This window comes from Arthrobacter sp. Bi83, assembly GCF_918698095.1.
Taxonomy (GTDB): Bacteria; Actinomycetota; Actinomycetes; order Actinomycetales; family Micrococcaceae; genus Arthrobacter.
This window is the reverse complement of sequence record NZ_CAKKLY010000002.1, coordinates 99,805-122,579: the sequence shown is the minus strand read 5'-3', so window position 1 is coordinate 122,579 and position 22,775 is coordinate 99,805. Positions and strand designations below refer to the sequence as shown.

Sequence of the window (22,775 nt, the reverse complement as noted above, 5' to 3'; positions counted from 1 at the left end):
GTCTCCGGACGCGCCCAAGCGGACGGTCAGCAATACTGTCAGTGCCTACGGATAGCTTATGAACATGCGGTTATTGCACACTTCCGACTGGCATTTGGGCCGGTCTTTCCACGGCGTTGGCATGCTGGACGCCCAGCGCGACTTCATCGACCAGCTGGTCGCCAGGGTCGAGGAATTGTCCGTCAACGTTGTCCTCATCGCCGGCGACGTCTACGACCGCGCACTGCCTGGAGTGGATGTCGTCGGGCTGCTTGACGACGCCCTGGTGCGGCTCACCGCGGCCGGTTCCCGGGTGGTGCTGACCAGCGGCAACCATGACTCCGCCATCCGGCTGGGGTTTGCCTCCCGGCTGCTGGAGCGCGGCGGGGTGCATCTGCGCACCCGGCTCGCGGACCTCGACACGCCGCTGATGGTGCCCCTGGAGGATGGGCCTCCCGGGGACGGTTCGGAGGACGAGGTCAGCCCCGCGCTGGCAATCTATGGCATCCCGTGGCTGGAGCCGCGCCTCGTGGCCGACCAGCTCGGCGTGGAAACGGCCACTCACTTCGATATCACGCGTGCCGCCACGGAGCGAGTCCGGGCGGACCTGGCTCGGCGCAGCCAGTCGCGGACCGTCCACTCGGTGGTGCTGGCCCACACGTTTGCGAGCGGCGGGCTCAGCTCGGACAGTGAGCGTGACCTCAGCATCGGGGGAGTCGGCGCTGTACCGCTGGACCTTTTCGACGGTTTCAGTTTCACGGCCCTGGGCCATCTCCATCGCCGGCAGAAGCTGTCGCCGGAAGTGCGCTACTCGGGTTCACCGCTGGCCTATTCCTTTTCAGAGGCAACACATCAAAAGGGCGGCTGGCTCATCGACATCGATGAGTCCGGCGTCACGGCGGTCCAGGAGATCAACTGGGACGCGCCGAGGAAACTCGCCGTCCTCCGGGGAACCATCACCGAGCTCCTCGAGTCCGCCCACCATGCCTGGGCGGAGGACGCCTACTGCCAGGTGACCCTCACGGATGCCCAGCGTCCGGCCCAGGCTATGGAGCGGCTGCGGGCGAGGTACCCGGACACCCTCGTGCTGGGCTTTGATCCGGAAGGGGCACCGGCGTCCGCCAAGATCAGCTACAGCAGCAGGCTTGCCGAGGCTGAGGATGACCTTTCGATTTGCTGCGGATTTCTGGAGCACGTCCGCGGCCGTGAACCTGACGAAACCGAGCGGAGCGTCCTGGCCGACGCTTTGGAGACCGTGCGCCTGCAAGGAGTGTCGCTGTGAGGATCCACCGCCTGGAAATCTGCGCCTTCGGGCCCTTCGCCGGCACCGAAGAAATCGACTTTGACCGGCTCAGCGCGCATGGGCTTTTTCTCCTCAACGGGGCCACGGGCGCCGGCAAGACGAGCGTGCTGGACGCCATCTGCTACGCCCTGTACGGTTCCGTCCCCGGCGCACGGCAGGACGGCAAAAGGCTGCGCAGTGACCACGCCGACGCTGCGACAGAACCCCGGGTGAGTTGTGAATTCAGCGCCCGCGGCAGGCGCTTTGAAGTGTCCCGCACACCGGCCTGGGACAAGCCGAGCGCCCGGGGCCGAAACGGCTTCACCGTACAGCAGGCCAAGACACTCCTGCGGGAGCGCGTCGGCGGGGAGTGGATCGAGAAGTCCGGCCGGAACGACGAAGCCGGAGCCGAGATTACCGCCATTCTGGGAATGGACCGGGAGCAGTTCACCCGGGTGGTCATGCTCCCGCAGGGCGACTTCGCGGCCTTCCTGCGTTCCAAAGCCTCAGACCGGCTGGACCTTCTCCAGAAACTCTTCGGAACCGAACGGTTCGAAGCCGTCGAGCGCGAACTGGCCGGCAGGGCAGCTGAAGCCGCCACAGAGGTCGCCGGACACAACAGCAAACTGGCCCTGTTGGTGACGAGGGCCCAGGCCGAGGCCCAGACGCTGGGGCTGGACCTGACCGGGGCACCCGAGCCCGGTAGTCACCGTGAACTCCTCGGCTGGCTCGAAGACGCCGCTTCGCTCAAGGCCTCGGAGCTGGCCGCGGAAGCCAAGTCCTGCGAGGCTGTCTGCAGCGAGCATGCTGTACGGCTGGACGCGGAAATAGCCCGCGAACGCCGCCAGCTGAAGCTCGCCGCCGCGCTGCGCCGAAGAACAGAAGCCAATGCGGCGGTCCCCGTGCTCGAACGTGATGCTGCCCGGCTGGCACTGCACCGCAAGGCCGAGAACCTTGGCGGACAGCTCCAGGCGGTGACCGCTGCAGAGCCCGCACTGGCCCGGGCAGCCGATTCAATGGCACGTGCCGCAGCAAACCTTCGGGCCGCGGTTCTGACGGATGCCGAGCTGGCGCACACCGGCTCGGCCTCCGTTGACGTGACCGCCGAGCTGGACCGGCTGCGCGCACTGCTGGCCGTGGTGAACGAACGGCTCGCGGACGAGGACAAGCTTTCCGGGCTTGCGGCAAGAAGCGCGGGCCTGGTCGTCGGGCGTCAGAAACTGCTGGACACCAGCAAGGACCACTCTGAGGCCCTGCTTTCACTCCGCTCGGAAATGACCCGGCTCCGCGCGGGACTTCAGCCGTTGGAACAGTTGGCGGGCGAGGCCGTGCTCCGCACCAAGGAATCCGTGGCGGCCCAAGAGCTTGTTGACGTCGTCCGGCGCTATGGGACAGCTGCCTTGCAATGTGCAGGGGCAGCTGAACGGCACCTCAAGGGCAGGGACGCCTACCAGGAGTCTCGGCAACGGTGGCTTGACCTCCGGGAACAGCGCCTGGCCAACGCGGCGGCGGAACTGGCGGCGCGGCTGGAAGCCGGAGAACCTTGCCCGGTCTGTGGCGGTACGGAGCATCCGGCGCCCGTGCCCACCGCCGGGTCGGCACTTGGCCTTGCCGAGGAAGAAGAACAGGCCAGGGACATCTGCGATGCCGCAGAGGAGGCTCTCGCAGCGCTGGACGCGGAGCTGTCTGCTGCCCGGCAACAGCTCGCTGTGCTGGCAGGCCAGGGCGGAGACACTGATCCGGCCGAGGCCCAGGAAGCGGCGAGGGTTGCCAGCGAAGCAGCCGACGAGGCCGAGGCCGCCGAAGAGCAGCTGGCCGAAAGCCGGGCACGGCAGGAGCAATTGGAAGACCGCATCGCTGCCACTGAGCAGGGGCGGACCGAATGTCTGTCGCGCATCGCCCAGACCGAATCCACGCTGACCGAACTGGAACAACAGACAACTGCCCTGGAATCTGCGCTTGCCGCGTTGCGGGCGGGTTACCCCAGCCTCGGCCAGCGTTGCAGCGGCGTCAGGAAGACCATTGAGGTGCTGGAGGGGGCGGCCTCCGCCCGCACAGCCCTCGACCTGGCATCGGCCCGTCTGGACGAGGCGCGGAGCCAGCTGGACCTCGCGCTGCCGGACGCAGGCTTCGACTCCGCCGCCGAAGCGCACACCGCATTGCTTGCCGCGGGGGATGCCGCGCGCCTGGAGTCGGCGGTGCGGGCGGGGCAGGACGAACAAGCCCGGCTGGAAGAGCTGTTCGCCGGTGAGGAGCTCGTCCTGGCGGAACAGGAGCAAGCCGCCGGCGTCACTGCGGATGCAGGCGAAGTGGACCGTCTGAGGGCCGAAGCCGAAAGGGCCGCGCAGAAGTCGCGGGACGTGGCGCTCGCTGCCGGCCTGGCATCGCAGAAGTCCACCGCCCTGGGACGCCTCCGCCTCGAATACAAGGAGGTGGCGGAGTCTGGCCGGAAACCGCGGGAACGGGCGGAAATGCTGTCGGCCCTGTCTGACGCGGCCAGGGGTGCCGGAGACAACAGCTACCGCATGAGCCTCAACAGCTATGTCCTGGCGGCACGGCTTGAACAGGTGGCCATCGCCGCCTCGGAGAGGCTCGTCGCCATGAGCGATGGCCGGTACACGCTGCAGCACACGGATGCCAAAGCCGCGAGGGGCGCGAAGTCGGGGCTTGGCCTCGAAGTCGTGGACGAGTGGACCGGCCTGCGACGCGACACGTCCACCCTCTCGGGCGGCGAGTCCTTCATGGCTTCGCTGTCGCTCGCCCTGGGCCTAGCGGATGTTGTGCAGCAGGAGGCCGGGGGCGTGGACATTGAGACATTGTTCGTGGACGAGGGCTTCGGAAGCCTCGATGAGCAGGCCCTGGAGCAGGTGATGGACGCCCTCGAAGGCCTGCGCGACGGCGGCCGCGTAGTGGGACTCGTCAGCCACGTGGCGGAGATGAAGCAGCGGATAGGCACTCAACTCCAGGTGGTGAAGGGGCGCAACGGCTCCACCCTGCACATTTCTGAGGCCGCGCTGGCAGGCTGATCCACCGGACGGCATTCAGTGCCGCCCCGCAACGCCGGGCCTGAGTGAGCTGGGCCTGAGTGTGCCGGGCGCCTGAGTGTGCCGGGCGCCTGAGTGTGCCGGGCCTGAGTGTGCCGGACCCCAGTGTCCAGTACACTCGGATAGTTACCGGGTTGCGCGCATCGGGAGGAGGGACGATGCGCAGTACTGAACGAGCCCGGATACATGACAACTTCCACGGCGCCTCGGCGTCCGGCCACTGAACTCCCATCTGCCGCTGCGGCCACGCCTGCCGATTCGCGGCCTCCCCGCTCCGGCGGCCGGTTCGCCCGGCTCCCACGACTGGCCGGCAAGGGGTTTATTCCCCTCGGGCTGTTTGCGCGGCTCCCGCTCGCCATGCTGACCGTCGGAACACTGACGCTGGTCACCTCCGTCAGCGGATCCTACGCAATCGGCGGAACGTCGGCCGGGGCTGTCGGCATCGGGTCTGCCCTCGGCGCCCCTGTCCTGGGCGCCCTCGCGGACCGCCGTGGACAACGTCCGGTGCTGCTGGTGTCTGCCATTCTGAACGCCGCCGCCGTGCTCACTCTGGTTGCACTGGCTTATGCCCTCCCCGGTGCAGACAGAGTCAGTGCCGACTCTTTCGGCTTTGCCTGGCCGGTCTTCGCGGCGGCCTTCATCGCTGGCGTCAGCTGTCCCCAGGTAGGTCCGCTCGCCCGCGTGAGGTGGATGGCCCTGACGTCCGGCGGAAGCCGGAAGGACAGCGGCACGGATCTGGACACGGCACTGTCCTACGAAAGCACAGCCGATGAACTCACGTTTGTCCTTGGCCCTGCACTTGTGGGCGTGCTGGCGAGCCTGGTGGCGCCCTGGCTACCGCTGGCTCTTGCAGCGGTCCTCACCATCACGCTCGTGCCGGCATTCGCCGTGCACCGGACGCACCTGTCCGTTCCCCGCAACGGCCGCCCCGGCAAGGCCGTTCAACCCGCGTCCAACGTGGCAGGCACCCCGCGCCGCGGACGGTTGGCCCGCGTGGCCGCCGTCGCGCTCCCTGTGCTGGCGATGGTCTGCATGGGCACCTTTTTTGGCTCCACGCAGACCGCCCTCACTTCCTTCTCGGCGTCATTCGCAACATCCGAGGTTGCCGGGTTGCTGTACTCGGTGATGGGACTGAGCTCGGCCGCGGCCGCGATTTCCGTGGCTTACTGGCCGGTCCGGTTCACGGTAGCGGCCCGCTGGCTGGCCTCCGCTGCCCTCATGGCCGGACTGTCGACGCTGCTGCTCCTGCCGGATAGCGGCTGGGCCATGGTCCTCGTGCTGCTGGCCCTCGGCCTTCCGGTGGGGCCGGTCATGGTGACCGTTTTTGCGATCGGCGGGATCGCTGCGCCCGCCGGACGGCTCGGAACGGTGATGACGGCGCTGGCCAGCGGCATCGTGGCCGGCACGGCCGTGGGATCAACGATTGCAGGTCAGCTGGCGCAGGGCCCGGGTTACGCTGCGGCTTTCCTCGTTCCGATTGCCGCCGCAGCGGCGCTGTTCGTGCTCGGCGCGGCTGCCGCCGTCGTCGTCCGCCAAAACCAGCGGAACCAGCGCAAGGCTGCCGCGACGCCTGTTCGCTGACCCCACCGCTGTGTCCGACAGCGGCGGGCGTGTCAGGCGAGCTGCGCTTCAATCCGTGCGGCGCCGGCGGTCAGCGCCGCGGCGACGTCGGACGGGTCCTGCGACGAGCGGATATAGACGACGGCGACGGCCGCGGGCCGTCCGCCCGGCACCCGGATGGGGGCGGCCAGCGAGGAAACCCCCGCAATGACCTCGTCATGGCTTGCGGCGTAGCCCCGTTTCCGCGCCTCGGCGGCCTCGGCGCGGTACGGAACGGTTGGCGCCAGCTGAACCCAGTCATGCTCCGTCAGCGCCGACTGGATGGCGATACCGGGGGCGCCGCTGCTGATGGGGTGGCGGGATCCCGGGTGCTGGACCACCGTGGCGGCCGAATGCCGGGGCTCCACCGTGACCAGGGTGACGCACTCCTGATGGTCCCAGACGGCAATGAACGCCGTCATGTTCAGGGCATTGGCAAGCTGGGTCAGCTCGGGGAGGGCGGCCGTCTGGAGGTTGCGGGAAACGCCCCTTGCCAGCACGGCCAGGCCTGGCCCCGGCTGCACCCGGCCGGCGTCGTCGCGCACCAGCAGCGAGTGGTCCTCGAGCGTCCGGAGGATCCGGTACGCGACCGAACGGTGGACGCCCATGGCGTCCGCAAGCTCGGCGATCGTGAGGGGGTTCTCGGCTTCGGCCAGGATTTCCAGGGCCCGGATGCCCCGTGAGAGCGTCTGCGATGGGGAAACCTGGGCAGGCGCAACCTGTGCACCGGCACTGGCGATTGGATTCATGCTGTCCATCCTAGGCGGGAGACCGGTGCGGCTTGTTCCGCAGCCTTGTGCTGCACGTCACGTTCGGCTAGCGTTCCATATAGGAATTATGCGTTCAACTATAGAATACCCGGCGCTGGTGTACCAGTAGCGCCGGTGCTCGAACACAAGTCTCCGCGACCTAAGGAATCGACGATGATTGCCAAGCCGGAAGCGGCGCCGGAAGTCCCCGGCCGGACGTCCGTTCCGCGGGCCCATCGTTTTCGCGGCAGTCTCGGAAGGTTTGCCACCGGCGTTGCCATCGTCACGTTCGACGGCGTGACCAAGCGCCACGGCATCACCGTGAACTCCTTCACCTCGGTGTCCATGGAGCCGCCGCTGGTGCTGGTCAGCATTGCCCGCACCACCAAGGCGCACGACGAGCTCGCCGGCCGGCCGTTCACCGTCAACATCCTGGGCGCGGAACAGCGCCAACTGGCCATGCACTTCGCCGGACGCCCAGGCCCTGAGCCGCTGTGGGTGGAGAGCGAAACGGCACCGCGCCTGTCCAATGTGCTCGCTTACTTTGAGTGCAAACCCTGGGCAGCTTACGACGGCGGCGACCACACCCTCTATCTCGGCGAGGTAGTGGACTTCAACTATCGAAACGGTGACGCCCTGGCCTTCGCCAACAGCGCATTCACCACCATCCCGGAAAGCCAGCTGGGCATGGAAGACCTTCTCTGACGCGCATCATCCACCCGACCACCTGCAGTTCGACGACGACTGGAGACAGAACAATGGGAATCCGAACCGGCCAGCAGTACCTGGAGAGACTCAGCGCGATGACACCGCACATCGTCATTGACGGCGAAGTGGTCAGCGAGAAGGTTGCGGAGCATCCTGCCTTCCGCAATGTGGCGAGGTCCTACGCGAAGCTGTTCGACATGCAGCACGGCCAGCAGTACCAGGAAGCGCTCACCTACACGTCGCCCACCACGGGTGACCTCGTGAACGCCTCCTTCCTGGTTCCGAGAACCGCCGAGGACCTGAGGCGCCGGCGGCGGGCGATCTCCACCTGGGCGGAAGCGTCGAACGGTTTCCTGGGGCGGACCGGGGACTACATGAACTCCGCCCTCACGGCATTGGCCACGGCCGGGAAATGGTTCTCCCAGGCTGACCCCAGGTTTGCCGAGAATATCCGCAACTACTACGAGTGGGCGCGCGAGAATGACGTCCTCGCGACTCATACGCTGATCCCGCCGCAGGTCAACCGTTCCGTGTCCGGCTCCGAACAGCTCGGCGGCCAGCTTTCCGCGCACATTGTGGAGGAGCGCGAGGACGGTATCGTGATCAGGGGTGCCCGCATGCTGGCCACCATCGCGCCCATCGCCGACGAGCTGCTCGTCTTTCCCTCCACGGTGCTGCGCGGCACCCCGGAGGACGCGCCCTACTCCTATGCCTTCGCCATTCCCAACGATGCCCCCGGTCTGCGGTACCTGTGCCGCACCTCGCTTTACAACGGCGGCAGCACTCACGACGAGCCGCTCGCGTCCCGCTACGAGGAGATGGATGCCGTGGCCATTTTCGACGACGTCTTCGTCCCGAGCGAACGCATCTTCATGCTCGGAAACCCCCAGCTCTGCAACGCGTTCTACACCGAGACCGGGGCAGGCGCCCTCATGACCCACCAGGTCGTGACGCGAACCATCGCCAAGAGCGAGTTCTTCCTTGGCCTCGCGTCCGAGCTGGCCGATTCCATCGGCATCGACGGCTTCCAGCACATCCAGGAGGACATCGCCGAACTGATCATCGACGTCGAAATCGGCAAGGCCCTGGTGCGCGCCTCCGAAGCGGACGCGGAGCTTAACGGCGCCGGCGTCATGCTGCCGAAGTGGAGCACGCTCAACGCCGCGCGGAACTGGTACCCGAAGATCGCCCAGCGCTTCCCGCAGATCATCCGGAAGTTTTCGGCCTCCGGGCTCATGGCGCTGCCCGGGGAAGCGGACGTGAACAGCGAGGCGAGGGCAGACATCGACCTGTACCTGCAGGGGAAGACACTCACCGGCCCCGAGCGCGTCCGCCTGTTCAAGCTGGCCTTTGACGCCTCGATCTCCGGTTTCTCGGGGCGCCAGTCCCTCTACGAGTACTTCTTCTTCGGGGATCCGGTCCGGATGGCCGGCGCCCTCGTCAACACCTACGACCGCGAGCCTGTCAGGGCCAGGCTCCGCGAATTCCTGAACCGCACCGACTGATCCGCCGGTGGATCGGCAGCCCCGCTTTCGCCGTTCCATCGGGCGGCGAAAGTGCGATCGAAAGTTTTAGGTGTGTTTTGCCACACATCCATAGTATTCTTCCTACTAACTGACCGTTCGATCGGTAAATCGCCCGGCATCCATCCCCGGCATCCATTCCCGGCAGTATCCCTGCCCCCAGCCACGGAGTTTCAATGACTGCAGCTTCCACCGTCGATTCAGAGGCGGGTCCCAGCAGCAAACGCGAGGAACGCAAAGTCCTCGCCGGGACGCTGGTCGGAACCACCATCGAGTGGTACGACTTCTTCATCTTCGCGCAGCTGACAGCGACGTTGCTGTCCCCGCTGTTCCTCACCCCGCTCCAGGCCTCCAATCCGGGCCTCGCACAGATTCTCTCCTTCGCCCTGATCGGCATCAGCTTCCTGTTCCGGCCGCTGGGCGCGGTCGTCGCAGGCCACCTCGGCGACAGGCTGGGCCGCAAAGCCATGCTTGTGTTCACCTTGGTGATGATGGGTGCCGCTACGGCCCTGATCGGCATGCTGCCCACCTACAACGACATCGGCGTCTGGGCCCCCATCCTGCTGATCACCCTCCGTGTCATCCAGGGCTTCTCGGCCGGCGGTGAATGGGGCGGCGCTGCCCTGATGGCCGTGGAGCACGCGCCGATGAGCAAGCGCGGGCTCTTCGGCGCCTACCCGCAGATCGGCGTCCCGGTCGGCATGATCCTCGCTACCGGCCTGCTGTACTTCCTCAACACCGGCATGTCCAAGGAAGACTTCGGCTCGTGGGGCTGGCGAGTGCCCTTCTTGTTGTCCATCGTGCTGATCGTTGTGGGTTACTTGATCCGGCGAGCCGTCGGGGAGAGCCCGGTCTTCAAGGAAATGGCCGCCCGCAAGGCGGAAAGCAAGGCGCCGCTGGGGCAGCTTATCCGGCACCATAAGAAGTCGGTGCTCTACTCCACCATGATCTTCATCGGCAACAACGCGGCCGGCTACCTGCTGATCGCCTTCTTCATCTCCTACGCCACCAAGTCGCTGAAGATGCCGGTTCCGCAGATCCTGCTGGCCACCACGCTGGCTTCCTTTGGCTGGCTGATCTTTACGCTCGTTGGCGGCTGGCTCTCCGACAGGATCGGCCGAGTGAAGACCTTCCTCATCGGCTACGGCATTGTCTTCGCCTGGATGATCCCGATGTTCGCGCTTATCGACACCAAGGACATCCTGCTCTACGGTGTGGCCCTCTTCGTCCTGACGGTCGGGCTCGGCCTGTCCTACGGCCCCATGTCCGCCATGTACGCGGAGATGTTCCCGGCCAATGTCCGCTACTCGGGGATCTCCATCGGCTACGCGTTTGGGGCCATCCTCGGCGGCGCGTTCGCCGCGACGATTGCAGAGTCGCTGCTTCAAAGCACCAAATGGACGGGGTCCATTGGCATCTACATCATGGTCCTCTGCGTGATTTCCGCAGCGGGTGTGCTGCTGGCCAAGGAAACCAAGGGCCGTCCGCTGGGCGTCAGCCGGCACTGACGGGCTTTTCCTAAACAGTCAGTTCGCATATGCGGGCCCGGGCTGGCGGTCCGGGCCTGCACTTGATTCGGTTGTCCGCTCAGGCGTTCGCGCCCTGCAGCAGGCTAATGGCGTCGTCGTCGGTCAACTGTTCAAAATGCCGGTAGAAACTTCCCACTGCCCGGAACTTTCCCGGGAGGTGGAGGCACAGGACGTCGCAGACCCGCGACAGGGACTTTTCGGCCTCGATTGAACCCACCGGCGCGGCCGCGACCACACGAGAGGCGCCGGCCGCGCGGACTGCCTCGACCGCCGCCCGCATGGTGGCTCCGGTGGCGAGGCCGTCATCGACCAGCAGGACCGTCTTGCCGCGGAGTTCCAGCTTGGCACCGGGGTAGGCGTCGACGCGGCGGAGCAACTCATCGCGTTCACGGCTCTCAACCCTGTCCAGCCATTCCTGCCGGACGCCGTTCTCCAGGACACGCTCCACGAGGGGCCTGTTGAGAAGCCGGACAATCCTGGCAGCTTCGGCCGCTCCGGCGTCAGCTCCGCTGCCGGCCGCTCCAGCCCCTGGTTCCAACGGCCCGGAATCGGCACCGCCGCCGGCCGCGACGGCGGCCGTGAACGCCAAGGCGCCGAAGGCAGTCTCATCGTGGCCGGGGATGCCGAGCTTGCGGACCAGGACAGCGCCGTACGGAAGGCGGAGGACTTTGGCTGCTGCGGCGGCCACGGGAATGCCGCCGCGCGCGAGCCCGAGCAGCACGGTGTCCGGTTGCCCGCGGAACTGCGGGAGTGCGGCGGCCAGCCGCTCGCCAGCTTCCTCCCGGTCTTCAAAAACCATGCCCATGGATTCCTCTTACGGTGTCTCCGCCCTCGATTCCAGCCTACCGCCCGGTTGACGGCCCAAGGAGGTCAAAAAGAGGGGAGGTTAGGAGACATAAAGCTGCCGCACGCCGGCCGTCCGTTCCGGGACAGCCAGCCGGCACAGCTAGCTGCCGAGGAATCCGATGGCTGCCTGTTTGAAGACTCTGCTGGTCACGGCATTGGTATGGTTCCGGCCCGGCAGCACGAGCTGCTCGGCCATGGAACCCACTTTGGCGGCCAGTTCCGCAAGCTGCGGCATGGAAGCGGCGCGGTCGTCATTTTCGCCGGCCACCAGCAGCATGGGCATGTGCGGCACGGCCTCAGCGGGGTCATAGGGTTCACCCTTGATGGCCTCCACCAAAGACAGCAGCGCGAAGATGTTGTTGCTCGGCAGTGCCTGGGCCATTTTGAGGAGCCCGGCCGTGGACCCGTCGCCGATGGGTGTACCGTCCGCCAGGTAATGCTGGGCTGCAACGAGGTCGAATTCCGCCAGCGGGTCAGCCATATTAGGTCCGCCAAGGACCAGCCGGTGCACGATCTCCGGCTGCGTGGCGCCGAATTCCCAGGCGAGCCGGGAACCGAGCGAGTAGCCGATCAGGTCGAGGCCGCTGGCAGGGTCACCTGCCTGCACAGGCCGAACACCGGCGTCGAACGCAATCTGCAGGAGATCCGCGCGGATCCGGCTCGGCGAGTAGGAGTCCATGTCTTCCGGGGCGCCGCTGCGGCCGTGACCGGGCAGGTCCACCGTGATGACACGCCGGCCGGCGTCCAGGAGGGCGGCGAGCCAGCCGCTGTCCTCCCAGTTCAGCTTGCTGGAGGACGAGAAGCCGTGGATCAGCAGGATGGGGCGGAGGCCGGCGTCGGTCTTGGGCTCATGCACAGCGACATACAACTGGGGATCGGTGCCCTCCACGGTGTGGGAGTGCTGTTCGCCGGTGTGTCTGCCGCTCATCATGTCAGTCCTCATCAAGTACGGCGCTCAGGCGGACCCGGCGCTTCGGTGCCTCTTCCTTCGGGACCGTGCCCACGATGCCGGCGGTGTTGTCCGGCACCTCAAACACAATCAGGGGCTCGCCGACATTGATCCTGTCGCCGGGCCCGCCGTGGATACGCACCACTTTACCTGCCTGCGGGCTGGGCAATTCAACTGCTGATTTGGTGGTTTCCACCTCGACGAGCGGCTGGTTGCGCTCCACCTGGTCGCCGGGGGAGACCAGCCATTCCAGGACGGTTGCTTCGATCAGGCCTTCGCCCAGATCCGGCAGCGGGAAGGAAATTTCAGCCACGTCGGTACTCCAATACTCGCTGGATGCCGAAAAGAATCCGGTCAATGTTGGGAATGTATTCGTCTTCGAGGTCCCCGGATGGGTACGGAACGTCGAATCCGGTGACCCGCTCCACGGGGGCCTTGAGGGTGTCGAAGCAACCCTGGGTGATCAGTTGGGCCACTTCGGCCCCCAGGCCGGAGGTCAGCGGCGCTTCATGGACGACGACGGCGCGCCGCGTCTTCCGCACGGATGCCACCAGGGCGTCGGCGTCGATCGGTTTGAGCCAGCGCAGGTCCAGGACCTCAATGTCGATCCCGTCCTCGGCAGCGAGCTCGGCGACCTGCAGGCAGCGGGCCACCATGGCACCCCAGGCCACGAGAGTCAGGTGACGGCCTTCCCGCTGAACCTTGGCACCTTCGGGGGAGCCGCCGTCGGCTGCATCGACGTCGCCTTTCTGCCAATAGCGGGATTTGGGTTCCATGAAGATCACCGGATCCGGCCGCGTGGCGGCGTACTTGAGCAGGTGGTACGCCTCGTGCGGGTTCGACGGCGAGACCACCTTGAGGCCCGGGACGTGCGCGAAGAGCGCCTCGAGGCTTTCGCCGTGGTGTTCCGGGGCGCGAATGCCGCCGAAACTCGGGACCCTCAGCGTGATGGGCATCGGCAGGGTGCCCCGGCTGCGGTAGTTCATCCGCGCGATTTGGCAGACGATCTGGTTGATGGCAGGGTAGGCGAAGCCGTCGAACTGGACCTCGGGGATGGGGTGGAAGCCGGCCATCGCGAGACCCACTGACATACCCAGGATGCCTGATTCGGCCAGCGGGGTGTCGAAAACCCGGTTTTCACCATGCTTTGACTGCAGCCCGTCCGTGATGCGGAAGACCCCGCCCAGCCGGCCGCAGTCCTCGCCGAAAATCACCGCCTTGGGGTTCTCGGCGAGGACCTCGTCGAGGGCGCGGTTCAGCGCCTGCTGCATGGACATCACGACTGTTACGTTGCCGGCAGCTGATTCAGTCTGTCGGAATCCGGCGGTTTCGCCTTCGAGAATCGAGTTAGACATGTTCTGACTCCTCGCGCCAGCTGGCGGCCTGGGACTGCAGTACGGGGGTGGTTTCCTGGAAGACCAGGTCAAACATTTCACTGCCCGGCCGCGGACCGAGCGCTTCGAGGCCTGCGCGGATGTCTTCAGCTTGGGTGGCCGCGGAGGCCTGCGCCTGGGCGAAGAACGGTTCGTCCGCCAGGCCTTCGGAAAGCAGCCGCTCCCGGAAGCGGCGCAGCGGGTCCTCGCCGGCGCCGTCGCGCTCCTCGTCGAGCGAGCGGTAGCGTCCGGGATTGTCCGACGTGGAGTGCGGGCCGCGGCGGTAGGTCATCGCCTCGATGACCACCGGGCCGTTGCCGGCGCGGCAGTGTGCAAACGCGTGCCGGGTAGCGTCAAGGACGGCAACGACGTCGTTTCCGTCCACCTGAAGGGCCGGCATGCCGTAGCCGGCGGCCCGGCCGGCAACGCAGCCGCCCGCAACCTGGCGTTCGGTGGGCACGGAAATGGCCCAGCCGTTGTTTTGGATGAAGAACACCACGGGGGCCTTCATCACGGCCGCAAAGTTCATCGCCTCATGGACGTCACCCTGCGACGAGGCGCCGTCACCGAAGTACGTCAATGCGACGCCGTCGCTGCCGTCCAGTGTCTGGCCGTGGGCCCAGCCAACAGCATGAAGTACGGAGCCGGCCACCACGGCCTGGATGGGGGCAAGGCGGGATTTCATCGGATCGTAGAGCCCGCCGTGCCAAGTTGCCTTGTGGGTGGACATGTACTCCACCATGTTGACGCCCATGGCGCGGGCGACCCCCATCTCGCGGTAGGTGGGGAAAACAAAGTCCCGGGAGGTGTCCACGGCGTACCCGCTGCCCACCTGGGCGGCTTCCTGGCCGAGTTCGGGCGCATAGCCGGGGATGATGCCCTGCCGCTGCCATGCGACAGCCGAGATATCGAGGTGGCGGACTGCGGTCATGAGCGAGTACAGCTCGCGCAGCTGGTCGGGAGTGGGCGGGGCAGCGGCGGTGCTGTCATCCGGCAGAGGCAGGGTGTCCATAGCTGTGACCCTAGTCACCCCGGACTGGCCCGGCAATCAGCGCGCCAGGCGCTGACCAGAGTGTCAATACTGCACAGCAGGATGCCGGCCTGGCTGCACAAACTGTGCAGCCAGGCCGGCATCTATAGGCCCGGCATCCACCGGCCCGGTATCCACGTGGCGGCCCCGCTCGGAACGGTGCGTGTTGCTGCTTACTTGGGGAGATTGGCGGTCGACGCGTCGCGGGAGGGGTCCGACTCCGTTTCAGACTTCGCAGCGAACCGCGCTCCCAACCGGCAGGCGGCAGCGATGGCGCCGATCAGGAGAATCGTGCTGATCAGCTGGATCCGGCTGCTCTCGGCGCTGAAGCCCACGGCGAAGATCAGGCCCAGGAGCACGAGTCCGAATATCGTCAGGCCCGGAAAGCCCTTCATCCGCAGGGGCAGAGGCGTGCCGTCGCGGTCGGCCCGCCGGCGCAGGATCAGCTGGGACACCAGGGCCGTGCCCCACACGACGAGGCACGTGGACCCCACCAGCTGGAACAGTGCCGGCAGGATCCGTTCCGGGAACAGCAGCTCAAGCACGGTGGCAATGAAGCCGAACGCCACCGAGACGCCCACGGCAACCATCGGCACCTTGGCGCCGCTAAGCCCCGACAGGAAGCGGGGTGCCTCGCCGCGCAGGGATAGCGAGTACACCATGCGGGAGGCGCCGTACAGGTTGGCGTTGAGTGCTGAAAGAAGGGCGACGACGGCTACCAGGGTTATCGCTGTCCCGGCGCCGGGGATCCGGGCAGCGTCCAGAACGCCGGCAAACGGCGATGCGAGTGCTTCAGAGGTGGCCGGAAGTACTGCTGCAATAACGAACACGGAGCCGATGTAGAAGACGAGGATGCGCCACACCACGGTCCTGATGGCCGTGGTGACGCTGCGCTCCGGATTCTCTGTCTCGGCCGCGGCAACGCTGACGATTTCCGTTCCGCCAAAGGCGAAAATCACCACGAACAGGGCCGTCGCGATGCCGCCGAGGCCGGCCGGAGCGAAGTCGGAGGTGATGTTGACCAGGCCGGGGGAGGCTACATCGGGCAGGATTCCGGAGAGCAGCGCGCCCCCGATGGCCAGGAACAGCACAATGGCCGCGACCTTGAGGATGGCGAACCAGAACTCGAACTCGCCGAAGTTCTTGACCCCCGCCAGGTTGATGGCCGTAAACGCCACCATGAACGCGAGCGCCAGGGCCCAGACCGGAATGACGGGCCAGACGGAGAACAGCAGCCCGGCGGCCCCGAGTGCTTCCGCGGCAATGACCACCACCAACTGCAGCCACCAGAGCCAGCCCACCGTGGCCCCGGCGGTCTTGCCCAGGGCTTTCTCCGCGTAGACGGAGAAGGCCCCGCTGTTCGGGTTGGCAGCAGCCATTTCGCCGAGCGCCCACATGACCAGGATGATCAGGGTGCCCGCCACGAGATAGGAGATCAGGACGGCCGGGCCGGCGGCCTTGATGCCGGCCCCTGAGCCAAGGAAGAGCCCGGCGCCGATGGCGCTGCCCAGGCCCATCATGGTCAGCTGCCGGGGTTTCATGCTGTGGCCGAGGTGTACTGCCGGACGCTCTGCCGTGGACTTCATCGTCATGCCTGCGTACCTTCTTGGGGTCGTTTGGATAAAGGGGTCCTCGTGGGACCTTTTGAATTTACCGCCTCACGGGAGGCCTCGCAGTCTTGGCGCGTGAGACCATGGGTGCAGTTTGTGCAGTGAGTTGAATCAAATGCGGCGCTTTGCGCTGTCGGATGCCCCGAACGGAGACGACATGGCGAACGTGGATGCACTGGACGCCAAAATTGTGCGATTCTTCACCGATGCGCCCCGGGCTTCCGTGCTGGAGGCGTCGCGGATGCTCAGGATCGCCCGGGCCACTGTCCAGTCGAGACTGGACCGGATGGCGGCAAATGGTGTGATCGGATCGTGGGTTCCGCACCCGGACCCTTCCCATTTCGGGTTTCCCGTGGTTGCCTTCTGCTCGCTGACCATCAACCAGGACCTGGGCCACGATGCCGTGGTGGAGGCGCTCGCCGGGATCCCGGAGCTGATCGAAATCCATACCGTCTCCGGCAGTTCTGACCTGATGGCCCGCATTGCCGCGCGCTCGAACCCGGACCTGCAGCGCGTGATCGATGCCATGATCGCCACAAAGACCGTGCTCCGGTCCTCCTCGGTGATTGTCCTCAACACGCATTTCCAGGGCAGGACGCTTCCATTGCTGGAGGCCGTCGCCTCCGGAAGCGGAAATAGCTGACGGCCGAACAGCCACCGGCGCCGGCCGAAACATTTTGTCTGGAGTCGGGCGGGCCGTAGAATCAGTTTTAGTCATTATGACTATAACTAACCGGGACGGTCAGCAGGACCCCCGGGAACGCAGCGAAGCGGGTGAAGAATACCGTGTACACCACCGCAGCCAATGTGGCCGAGCGCCAGACCGCTCCGCCGTCGCTGGCCATTTCCACGGTGATCTTCGCACTCCGCCCCAGCGAGGCCTCCGGACGTCCCACCCTTTGGCTCCCGCTGGTGCGGCGCATCCGCGAACCGTTCAAGGGCCTCTGGGCACTTCCAGGCGGCCCGCTCACGCACGCCGATTCCCTGCAGGACGCAGCCTCACGGAATCTCCGCGAAACCACCGGCCTGACGCCCAGCTACCTCGAGCAGCTCTACGCCTTCGGCGGTCTCCACCGCTCGCCGACCCAGCGCGTGGTGTCGATTGTCTACTGGGCCCTCGTCCAGCCCACCGAGGCCGCGCTGGCCGACGAATCCGAAAATGTCAGGTGGTTCCGGGCAGACAAGCTGGGGGACCTCGCCTTCGACCACAACGCGATTGTCGATTACGCGCTCTGGCGGCTGCGGAACAAGCTGGCCTACGGCTCGATCGCCTACCACTTCCTTGGCGGGTACTTCACCCTCGCCCAGGTCCGGGAGGTCTACGAAGCCGTCCTGGACACCCGGCTGGACCCGGCCAACTTCCGCCGCCAGATCAAAGGGACGCCGGAGATCGAAGAAACCGGTGAATATCTCCAGGGCGGCAAACACCGCCCGCCACGCCTCTACCGATTTACCGGCCGTCCAGGCCTTGACCCAGATAACAGGAGTACCCCATGAGCAGCGTCAACACAGCCGTCCAGCTGATCACGCGTCAACAGGCCGAGAAAGGCGCCGCAGCGGCCGCCGGCAGCACCTGCAGCCCGGCACTTGCCAAGGGCCCCTGGGACTATGACCTCGCGGAAGCCCTGGCCGGAACCCCCGCCTACGGTCCCGGAGCCTCCAGCGCCGATGTCGCCCCACCGTCCACCCCCCGGCAGGGCCAGCTCCCAGAGGAATACAAGCTCGCGGGCGATGCCGAACTCGACGCCCGCATCCGCGCAGCCAAGGCCACCCTCGGCGACCGCGCCGTGATCCTGGGGCATTTCTACCAGCGAGACGAAGTGGTGCAGTACGCCGATTTCGTTGGCGATTCCTTCCAGCTGGCCAACGCCGCTCTCACGAGGCCCGACGCCGAGGCCATCGTTTTCTGCGGTGTGCACTTTATGGCCGAGACTGCCGACACGCTGTCGAAGCCTGAACAGGCGGTCATCCTGCCCAACCTCGCCGCCGGCTGTTCCATGGCGGACATGGCGGACGCCGATTCCGTGGAGGAGTGCTGGGAGCAGCTGGAGGAGATCTTCGGCACCGAGCCCGACGCCGCGGGCCGGGTTCCGGTCATCCCCGTCACCTACATGAACTCGTCCGCCGCGCTCAAAGCCTTCTGCGGCAAGCACGGCGGCATCGTCTGCACCTCATCCAACGCCAAAACGGTCCTCGAATGGGCCTTCGAGCGCGGCCAGCGGGTCCTGTTCTTTCCGGACCAGCACTTGGGCCGCAACACCGCCAAGGCCCTCGGAGTGCCGGTGGAACAGATGCCCATGTGGAATCCGCGCAAAGAGCTCGGCGGCAACGACGAACAGGCCCTGCTGGACTCCCGTGTGATCCTCTGGCACGGGTTCTGCTCGGTGCACAAGCGTTTCAACGTGGCCCAGATCGAAAAGGCCCGCGTTGACTTCCCCGGCGTTCAGGTGATCGTGCACCCGGAATGCCCCATGGAAGTGGTGGACGCCGCCGACTCGGCCGGCTCCACGGACTTCATCCAGAAGGCCATCGCCGCAGCGGAGGAGCCCACGGTGTTCGCCATCGGCACCGAGATCAATATGGTGAACCGCCTGGCGGCCCAGTACCCGCAGCACACGATCTTCTGCCTCGACCCGGTGATCTGCCCTTGCTCCACCATGTACCGCATCCACCCGGGCTACCTGGCCTGGGTGCTGGAGGAGCTCGTCGAAGGCCGAGTGGTCAACCGCATCACCGTGGATGACGCGGTGCAGGAAAATGCCAGAATCGCCCTCGAGCGCATGCTGGCCGCCAAACCCCAATGACACCGAGGTGAGCCAAGCATGACTAAGCCCAGCGCAACAGCGGCATCGGGCCGCCACCGGCTGATCGTCGTCGGCAGCGGCATCGCCGGCCTCTACGCCTCGCTGCTTGCGGCAGACGCGGGAGTCGACGTCGTGCTGCTGACCAAGGGCGCGCTCGCGGACAGCAACACGTACTACGCCCAGGGCGGCATTTCGGCCGTTCTCGATGAACCGTCACCGGGGGACACCGTGGCGGCACACATCGCCGACACGCTGAAGGCTGGCGCCGGCCACTGCAACCCGAACGCTGTGCGGGTGCTCTGCACCGAGGCGCGCAGGGATATCGCCGGCCTGGAACGCTTCGGCGTGCGCTTTGACATGGACGACGACGGCGATCCCGCCTTGGGCCTCGAAGCCGCACACTCTGCGCCGCGCATCCTGCATGCGGGCGGTGACGCCACAGGTGCCGGGATAGCCAACGCACTGATCTGCGCTGTGCTGGCGGCCCAGGCCACCGGAAGGATCCGCCTGCTGGGCCATGCCCGCACCACTGCCCTGGTCCAGTCCGGCCGGCGGGTGACGGGCGTGGAGTACCTGCACGACGGGCAACTGAAGACCGTCAGGGGCGACGCCGTGCTGCTCGCAACCGGCGGCGCCGGACAGCTCTTCGCCCAGACCACCAACCCCTCCGTTGCCACCGCGGACGGACTGGCCCTGGCGTGGCGCGCCGGAGCCGCCGTGGCCGATCTCGAGTTCTTTCAGTTCCATCCCACCTGCATGGTCCGCACCGCCCAGGCGGCGGAGTCGGAAGGCAACCAGGACCCGCTGCTGATCTCCGAGGCTGTCAGGGGCGAGGGCGCCATCCTCGTGGACGCCGACGGCAGCCGCTTCATGCCGGCGTACCACGTCGATGCAGAGCTGGCTCCCCGGGACGTCGTCTCCCGCACTGTCGCCCTGCACCTTGCAGCGCTCGGGGACCCGAACGGCCACGTGTACCTCGACGCCCGCGTGATCGAGGACGCCCGGGGAGCAGGCTTCCTGGAGAAGCGCTTCCCGACGATCTCGAAGCGCACGCGGGAAGCGGGCATTGACTGGACGCGGGAACTGGTCCCCGTGGCGCCCGCCGCGCACTACTGGATGGGCGGCGTGTCCACCGACCTGCACGGCCGGACCACCGTCCCGGGACTCTACGCGGCCGGCGAAGTTGCATGCACCGGGGTCCAGGGCGCCAACAGGCTGGCCAGCAACTCGCTCCTCGAAGGGCTGGTCTTCGGACGGCGGGCTGTCGAAGCGTTCCTGGGCGGCGACGTCGAATCGGACCCAGGCCGGCCCACCAACTCTTCCCCTGAGTCGCACGCGTGGGAGTTCGAAGCTACGCCGGACCCGGGGCCGTTCTCGCGTGGTGCCCTGCGGCGGCTGATGACGGCGAACGCCGGGGTGTTGCGCACCGGTGGGCAGCTGCGGGAGGCGGGTGCCGCCCTTGCGGCGTGGGCCGCCGTCGTGCGTCCTGAAAAGGTGACCGAAGCGGAGGATCCCCGCGAGCATGAGGACGCCAACCTGCTGCTTGCCGCCCAGTTACTGGTCCTTGCCGCGCGGGAACGGCGCACCTCGCTGGGGGCGCACTACCGCGATGACAGCATGCCTGATGAAGCCCCGGCGGAAGATATTGACAACCGATACAGAATGACCCCGAAAGCGAGCCTCGTCCATGACTAGCCTGACCCTCCCAGCAACACCTGTCCGGGAGATCCTGGCGCGGGCCTTCTCGGAAGACGCACCCAACGGCGATATCACCTCGCAGCTGCTGATTCCGGCGGAAGCCCGCGCAACCGCCGTGCTGAATGCCCGCGTTCCGGGCGTCTTCAGCGGCGGAACCGTGTTCCGCGACGCGATGCTGCTCATCGACCCCGACACTGAGGTGGAACTGCTCGTAGCGGACGGCCAGGCGTTCGACGCCGGGACCCACCTTGCACGGGTCAGCGGACTTGCGCGCAGCGTGCTGCTTGCGGAGCGAGTGGGGCTGAACCTCGCCCAGCGGATGAGTGCCATCGCTACCCGGACGGCCGAGTTCGTCAGGCTGGTGGACGGCACGAAGGCGCGGATCACCGATACCCGCAAGACCACCCCGGGCCTGCGGGTCCTCGAACGTTACGCGGTGCGGTGCGGCGGCGGGGCGAACCACCGCTACAGCCTCTCAGACGCCGTCCTTGCCAAGGACAACCATCTGGCCGTGATGACCGGCGGCGATCCGGAAAAGCTCACCAGCCTCCTGGCGGCCGCCAAAGCCCAGCTGGGCCACACCACGCATTTCGAGGTGGAGGTGGACAGCGCAGAACAGATCGAATCTGTCCTGGCCGCGGGCGTGGACACCATCATGCTGGACAACTTTTCCCTTGAGGACCTGCGGGCCGGCGTGCAGCAGGTAGGGGGCCGCGCCGTGGTGGAAGCAAGCGGCAACGTCAACCTTGGAACCGTCGCCGATATTGCGGCGGCCGGGGTGGACGTCATCTCCGTTGGTGCCCTGACCCACAGCGTCACTGCGCTGGATCTCGGCCTGGACGTTGAGCTGACAGTCAGCTGATCCGGCCATGATCTTCCTCGACGCAGCAGCCACCACGCCCGTCCGGCGTGAAGCGCTGGACGCCATGTGGCCTTTCCTAACCGGCGAGTTCGGCAATCCGTCGAGCCACCATTCGCTGGGTGACGCCGCCACGCGGGCCCTCGACGAGGCCCGCAAGGCAGTGGCGACGGTGCTGGGCTGCCGGCCCGGGGAAGTGACTTTCACCTCTGGCGGCACGGAGGCGGACAACCTGGCGGTCAAAGGGATAGCCCTGGCCCGGCAGGCCGCGGACCCGGCCCTGAACCGGGTGGTGATCAGCGCCGTCGAGCATCCTGCCGTTGAGGAATCCGCACGGTACCTGGAGCGCTTCCACGGCTTCAGCGTCGACGTGGTGCCCGTGGACCGTTATGGAATGGTGAGTCCTGAAGCGCTGGCTGCCGTCCTTCGGCCCGAAACTGCCCTTATCAGCGTCATGTACGCCAACAACGAGGTGGGCACGGTTCAGCCCGTGGCCGCCCTCGCGGCGTTGGCCCGGGAGCGCGGGATTCCGTTCCACACGGACGCGGTACAGGCTGCAGGGTGGCTGCCCGTGGACGTGAAGACCCTCGGCGTGGACGCCCTGACCATTTCGGGGCACAAACTCGGTGCACCGAAAGGCTGCGGGGTCCTTTTCGTGCGGGGCCGGACCCGGACCGAGCCCCTGGTCCACGGTGGCGGCCAGGAACGCGGACGGCGATCCGGCACGGAAAACGTGGCCGGGGCTGTTGGCCTGGCCACCGCGCTCACCCTGGCCCACGCCGAACAGGGGGCGCTCGCGGAACGGGTGGCCCTGCTCCGGGACGCGTTCATCGCTGCGGTGCTGGACGGTGTTCCCGGCGCTGTGCTGACAGGTCATCCTGTGGAGAGGTTGCCGTCTGTGGCATCCTTTTGCTTCCCGGGAACCAGCGGCGAATCCGTGCTCCTGGAGCTGGAGCGCCAGGGTGTGCTGTGCTCCAGCGGCTCGGCCTGCGCTGCGGGATCCGACGCACCGTCTCCCGTGTTGCTCGCCCTCGGCGTCGGAGCCGAGGTTGCCCAGACTGCGGTCCGGTTCAGCTTTGCGTCCTCCGTGACCCAAGCGGATCTTGAGGCTGCCGCCGTCGCGGTGCGGACCGCCGTCGGAAGCGTCCGCACCCTGGGCCGCGTTCCCCAGTAAGTAACAGCTGACGCCGTGC

General features: G+C 66.8%; 19 protein-coding genes. 12 read left to right on the top strand and 7 right to left on the bottom strand.

Annotated features, from left to right (window positions below; all coding sequences use genetic code 11):
* The first annotated feature begins 64 nt into the window (after positions 1-64).
* The 3 genes from LQ144_RS02000 to LQ144_RS01990 all read left to right on the top strand — a co-directional run bounded on the left by LQ144_RS02000 (position 65) and on the right by LQ144_RS01990 (position 5,886).
* Positions 65-1,261: an exonuclease SbcCD subunit D gene (locus LQ144_RS02000; RefSeq protein WP_230116882.1), complete on the top strand. Its 1,197-nt coding sequence runs from the start codon at positions 65-67 to the stop codon at positions 1,259-1,261.
* The gene (locus tag LQ144_RS01995) at positions 1,258-4,287 is read left to right on the top strand and encodes an AAA family ATPase (RefSeq protein WP_230116881.1); all 3,030 of its coding nucleotides are present in this window, start codon (positions 1,258-1,260) and stop codon (positions 4,285-4,287) included. Before LQ144_RS02000 ends, LQ144_RS01995 begins: the two co-directional genes overlap by 4 nt.
* A gap of 204 nt (positions 4,288-4,491) precedes the next feature.
* Positions 4,492-5,886, top strand: a complete 1,395-nt coding sequence (locus LQ144_RS01990; protein WP_230116880.1) for an MFS transporter — start codon at positions 4,492-4,494, stop codon at positions 5,884-5,886.
* A 32-nt stretch (positions 5,887-5,918) separates the two neighbouring features.
* Here LQ144_RS01990 and LQ144_RS01985 read toward each other — a convergent pair whose 3' ends face one another.
* Complete coding sequence (locus LQ144_RS01985; RefSeq protein WP_230116879.1) at positions 5,919-6,653, bottom strand: IclR family transcriptional regulator; 735 nt, start codon at positions 6,651-6,653, stop codon at positions 5,919-5,921.
* 174 nt (positions 6,654-6,827) lie between these two features.
* On the opposite strand from LQ144_RS01985, the gene LQ144_RS01980 reads away from it, so the two are divergent.
* From LQ144_RS01980 to LQ144_RS01970, 3 genes are all read left to right on the top strand, one after another.
* Complete coding sequence (locus LQ144_RS01980; RefSeq protein WP_230116878.1) at positions 6,828-7,358, top strand: flavin reductase family protein; 531 nt, start codon at positions 6,828-6,830, stop codon at positions 7,356-7,358.
* Between the two features lie 53 nt (positions 7,359-7,411).
* Positions 7,412-8,866: a 4-hydroxyphenylacetate 3-monooxygenase, oxygenase component gene (hpaB, locus tag LQ144_RS01975; RefSeq protein ID WP_230116877.1), complete on the top strand. Its 1,455-nt coding sequence runs from the start codon at positions 7,412-7,414 to the stop codon at positions 8,864-8,866.
* A 194-nt stretch (positions 8,867-9,060) separates the two neighbouring features.
* On the top strand, positions 9,061-10,392 hold the full coding sequence (locus LQ144_RS01970; RefSeq protein ID WP_230116876.1) for an MFS transporter: 1,332 nt from the start codon (positions 9,061-9,063) through the stop codon (positions 10,390-10,392).
* 79 nt (positions 10,393-10,471) lie between these two features.
* On the opposite strand, the gene LQ144_RS01965 is transcribed toward LQ144_RS01970, so the two are convergent.
* The 6 genes from LQ144_RS01965 to LQ144_RS01940 all read right to left on the bottom strand — a co-directional run bounded on the left by LQ144_RS01965 (position 10,472) and on the right by LQ144_RS01940 (position 16,203).
* Positions 10,472-11,218, bottom strand: coding sequence for a phosphoribosyltransferase family protein (locus tag LQ144_RS01965; protein WP_230116875.1), 747 nt, complete (start codon positions 11,216-11,218; stop codon positions 10,472-10,474).
* 141 nt (positions 11,219-11,359) lie between these two features.
* Complete coding sequence (locus LQ144_RS01960) at positions 11,360-12,187, bottom strand: alpha/beta fold hydrolase (RefSeq protein WP_230117044.1); 828 nt, start codon at positions 12,185-12,187, stop codon at positions 11,360-11,362.
* Between the two features lie 4 nt (positions 12,188-12,191).
* Positions 12,192-12,521: a biotin/lipoyl-containing protein gene (locus tag LQ144_RS01955; RefSeq protein ID WP_011692407.1), complete on the bottom strand. Its 330-nt coding sequence runs from the start codon at positions 12,519-12,521 to the stop codon at positions 12,192-12,194.
* Positions 12,514-13,485 carry an alpha-ketoacid dehydrogenase subunit beta gene (locus tag LQ144_RS01950; protein WP_230117043.1) on the bottom strand — a complete coding sequence of 324 codons (972 nt, stop codon included), beginning with the start codon at positions 13,483-13,485 and terminating at the stop codon, positions 12,514-12,516. The genes LQ144_RS01955 and LQ144_RS01950 overlap by 8 nt, the downstream gene beginning before the upstream one ends.
* 70 nt (positions 13,486-13,555) lie before the next feature.
* Complete coding sequence (locus LQ144_RS01945) at positions 13,556-14,593, bottom strand: thiamine pyrophosphate-dependent enzyme (protein WP_230116874.1); 1,038 nt, start codon at positions 14,591-14,593, stop codon at positions 13,556-13,558.
* A 191-nt stretch (positions 14,594-14,784) separates the two neighbouring features.
* The gene (locus LQ144_RS01940) at positions 14,785-16,203 is read right to left on the bottom strand and encodes an amino acid permease (RefSeq protein ID WP_230116873.1); all 1,419 of its coding nucleotides are present in this window, start codon (positions 16,201-16,203) and stop codon (positions 14,785-14,787) included.
* Positions 16,204-16,378: 175 nt separating this feature from the next.
* Between LQ144_RS01940 and LQ144_RS01935 the strand changes: the two genes are divergently transcribed.
* The 6 genes from LQ144_RS01935 (at position 16,379) to LQ144_RS01910 (ending at position 22,756) form a co-directional block, all read left to right on the top strand.
* Positions 16,379-16,864 carry an Lrp/AsnC family transcriptional regulator gene (locus LQ144_RS01935; protein WP_230116872.1) on the top strand — a complete coding sequence of 162 codons (486 nt, stop codon included), beginning with the start codon at positions 16,379-16,381 and terminating at the stop codon, positions 16,862-16,864.
* 143 nt (positions 16,865-17,007) lie between these two features.
* Entirely contained in the window at positions 17,008-17,718 is a 711-nt protein-coding gene (locus tag LQ144_RS01930; protein WP_230117042.1) for an NUDIX domain-containing protein, read from the top strand.
* On the top strand, positions 17,715-19,025 hold the full coding sequence (nadA, locus tag LQ144_RS01925) for a quinolinate synthase NadA (RefSeq protein WP_230116871.1): 1,311 nt from the start codon (positions 17,715-17,717) through the stop codon (positions 19,023-19,025). Before LQ144_RS01930 ends, nadA begins: the two co-directional genes overlap by 4 nt.
* An 18-nt stretch (positions 19,026-19,043) precedes the next feature.
* Entirely contained in the window at positions 19,044-20,720 is a 1,677-nt protein-coding gene (gene nadB, locus LQ144_RS01920) for an L-aspartate oxidase (RefSeq protein WP_230116870.1), read from the top strand.
* Positions 20,713-21,585: a carboxylating nicotinate-nucleotide diphosphorylase gene (nadC, locus tag LQ144_RS01915; RefSeq protein WP_230116869.1), complete on the top strand. Its 873-nt coding sequence runs from the start codon at positions 20,713-20,715 to the stop codon at positions 21,583-21,585. The genes nadB and nadC overlap by 8 nt, the downstream gene beginning before the upstream one ends.
* 7 nt (positions 21,586-21,592) lie before the next feature.
* Entirely contained in the window at positions 21,593-22,756 is a 1,164-nt protein-coding gene (locus LQ144_RS01910; RefSeq protein ID WP_230116868.1) for a cysteine desulfurase family protein, read from the top strand.
* Positions 22,757-22,775 lie beyond the last annotated feature (19 nt).